This is a genomic window from Thermoactinomyces intermedius (genome assembly GCF_013912365.1).
In the GTDB taxonomy this organism is placed as follows: Bacteria; Bacillota; Bacilli; order Thermoactinomycetales; family Thermoactinomycetaceae; genus Thermoactinomyces; species Thermoactinomyces intermedius.
In genome coordinates, this window is record NZ_JACETT010000090.1 from 1 (window position 1) to 3235 (window position 3235).

3 protein-coding genes are annotated in these 3235 nt (G+C 41.8%); all 3 read right to left on the bottom strand.

Going from position 1 to position 3235, the window contains the following annotated elements:
- Nucleotides 1–67: 67 nt before the first annotated feature.
- Nucleotides 68–850 (bottom strand): HNH endonuclease, encoded by a 783-nt coding sequence (locus H1R82_RS14275; RefSeq protein WP_138615145.1) that lies wholly within the window; start codon nucleotides 848–850, stop codon nucleotides 68–70.
- A 121-nt stretch (nucleotides 851–971) separates the two neighbouring features.
- Nucleotides 972–2126 (bottom strand): phage tail tape measure protein, encoded by a 1155-nt coding sequence (locus H1R82_RS14280; protein WP_309544843.1) that lies wholly within the window; start codon nucleotides 2124–2126, stop codon nucleotides 972–974.
- A gap of 222 nt (nucleotides 2127–2348) precedes the next feature.
- A complete protein-coding gene (locus H1R82_RS14285; protein WP_181733106.1) occupies nucleotides 2349–2792 on the bottom strand; it encodes a hypothetical protein in 444 nt (147 codons plus the stop codon).
- Nucleotides 2793–3235 lie beyond the last annotated feature (443 nt).

Below are 3235 nucleotides of genomic sequence, written 5' to 3' on the forward strand. Positions count from 1 at the left end.
ACGGTGCGGGGTGGTGTTCCACGTTACCTCGGTGTTGGCATATGAATCGGCGTAATAAAAAAAGCACTCATACGGAGTGCTTTTGGACTAATAACAAAAAAGTATAAAATTGTTGTTTAGTATTTTTTCCATAACCATATATATCATGAAATCTTTTATGGCATGTCACGCATAAAGTTATCCCGTTGCTGACATCAAGACGTTTTTCTTTGCACCAATCCCAACTGTCCAAGTGATGGACTATTAAATTTCCGCCTCTATTGTCTCCGCAACATTGACATGTGTAATTATCTCTTTCATACACCTGCGTTCTCCATGTGCTGTAACCTTCAACAAGACGTTCTCTTTCTCTTTCTTCGTCTGTTTTGTTGGGATTATAATTAGGATTAGATTTTCCGAAACGTCTAACCCCATACATAGGGTTATTTTCTCCGCTCCAGTCCATGTATATCACTTTTGAAGGGTTGGTCTCTAAATCTCTTAAAAGCTCCGAGTAACATTCCTTACAATAAGTAGATTTATTTTTCCCTGAACGATAACTTTTTCCGCATTTCTGGCACACATGAAGATATTTGTTTCGATTGTATTCTCTTTCGCATTCTTTACAATAACTGAATGGTTTCTTTTCCCCTTTTACGTTTCTGAAATTAAATTCATCCAACGGTTTTTCTTTAAGACATTTAGCACAATATTTGTGCCCATCTCTCGGTTGCGGTAGTACAGGTGTTTTTCTTCGTCTCAAGTTTTCGCATTGTTTACACCTTTTTCTATGCCCATCAGGGTATCGTTTGTCTTTTACGAAATCATCTAACGGTTTTTCCTTCCCGCAATCAGAACAAACCTTATTCATTTTACAACCTCCCGTAGTTGTATCCCGAATAATTAAATGAAGGGCAGGCAGTCGGGAATCTGCTTTTCGGGGCGTCCCCCTAGCCCTTCATAATTTATTATAAAATGCCATAACACTTTATTCACGCCGATTCACTTAGCTTCCACCGATTTTGCCCGGTTTTATTTCGGCACAACTTCCGTTTACCGAAAATAGCTACACCAAGAGTGTTTCTTTTTGTTTCGTTGTCTACGTTGTTCAATGCTTGGGCAACCTGAACCATTGCTTGTTTTCCGGTTTCACCACCTTGGGCAACCGCTTGCCCCCACTGCTGCAATTGCTTCGCCGAAATATTCGTTCCCTCCAGAAGCTCCTTAACGGCTTTCGGTACTTCCTCGCCAAACTCTGCAAGCCGAATTCTTCCTTCCTTCAAACCATCAAGCAGGTTGTCAATGTTCCATGTTCCAGTGTCAATGCCCGCCGCAAAAATCGCCTGGATCTCCTCCGCTTCATATCCGGCCATCCTTAGCTGGAGTCCATACTCAGAAATAATATCAATTTGCTCAGGAGGAAATCCCATTTTTAAGAGCGCGTTCACTAATCCGAGCGCTTCATCATTACTGATTTCTAACGACTTTGATACTTCGTTCGTTTCTTGTATTAGCTCTGTGAAATCAATACCGGCATAAGCTCTGGCAATCGCTCCTGCTCCTTTGACAATACGAGCATTTGCCTCATCACTTGCATTTGCATTTAATGCCCATTGTCGCCGAACGCCTTCCAATGCTGCTTCCTGGTCCCCAATGTAGCTTGTTACTGTTTTTACTGCGCTTTTAACAGACTCGACAGATTCAGCCGGCACATCCATGGATATTTCAATGCTTGTATTTAACGATGATAAATCCAACGCCGCTGCTATAGCACCCGCCGCGCTTGCAGCACCAACAGTCTCGAGCTGGTTTCTTAATTCCCCTGCAGCTTCTTTTGCTTTGTCAAGACTCTCAGCAACTCGGTCCGTATCTCTTCTAGTGTTCTTCAGGCCTTTAGTTTCATTAACAGATTCAAGCCCCCGCTTAAATTTACTTAATTGGGCTTCGGTGAACTGGATCTCGCGCCGAAAAGCGCGGTATTGATCCGCCCCGATCTCACCACGCTGGAATTGTTGTTCAACCTGTGCCTGAGCTGCTTTGAGACGGTTTAATCGCTCTGTTGTGTTTTCTATTTGCTTAGATAAAATTTGTTGTTTTTGTGCCAGGGCTTCAACATTGCTTGGGTCTAGCCTTAAAAGGCGTTCCACATCACGGAGTTCTTTTTAAAGTTCCCGACTTCGTTTATTTACATCCGAAAGTGCTTTGTCCAGCCCTTTTGTTTCTCCATCCAGCTCACTGGACCTCCTTAAAAGGCATCAAAATCCGCTTGTGTCACTCGTTTCACTGACTGTTTATGTTTCTTTGGGTTGTTTATCTCAACATACTCTTCGATATAGTCCAAACACATTGTGATTGTCATTTCTTCCAGATCAGCCCGATTCAGACCGCAGTGTTTGCATATAAGGAAAAAACTCTCTGTCTTTATCGGCTCTTTTGATGCTGGTGGCGAGTCTTTTTTTAGTCCCAATTACTCCTTCTAAAAGCTCAAACAAGTCAGGTAAGACGTCTTCCAATGAAAACGTGTCAAATTGATCAAACCAAGTTTCAGGATCTGGGATAGACTTATCCGCATTCTTAGCCATGGTCCATATCAAGTTGTAAAAAACTTCAAAGTCTACATGATCGATATATTTCAATGCATCTTGATCAACTTCGTCTTTATCTAGATCCAAATCTTTTAGCGGGAACGACTTAAGAAATTTCAAAATGTCACTGAAAAAATCGCGCCCAAATTGTGACTTATAGCGAATAGAAAGCGCGGCCGTAGCTTTTAGCCGCACTTCTTTCCCATCAATCGTTACCGTTTTTTCCATTAGCTTTCATCTCCTCCACCACCGCTACCATTTGAACCTTCATAAACCGCATCATACCAAGCATCGTAAACAGCAGGCGTTGTCTCTGTTGTCTTCGTCTTGACTGCGCCATCCGTAGAACGTGGACTGGCGGTGAATTTTCCTTCTGGTGGATTACAAAAACAGCCCTCTCCATTTCCCGGAGAGGGCTTTAATATTAGAACTGAAGGTTTACAAGAATTTTATTTTTTTGTAGACTGAAATTAGTTGATATTTTTGATGTTCATACAAGGATTTTTCGAGCACCTTGATATGCCAAAAACCCCCGGGGTTGCTCGCAATAGCTGAAACCCGTATGAAATAAAGGAAAAAGCCACTTCGTTTTGAGCTGATACATAAAAAATAACTTAAATGCTCTTTAAAAAACGAAGGTGCTCGAAAAACGATATTGAACCTCAAGCGTG

Coding starts and splice junctions, on each gene's coding strand:
- H1R82_RS14275 (WP_138615145.1), bottom strand. CDS start 850: ATGAATAAGGTTTGTTCTGATTGCGGGAAGGAAAAACCGTTAGATGAT.
- H1R82_RS14285 (WP_181733106.1), bottom strand. CDS start 2,792: ATGGAAAAAACGGTAACGATTGATGGGAAAGAAGTGCGGCTAAAAGCT.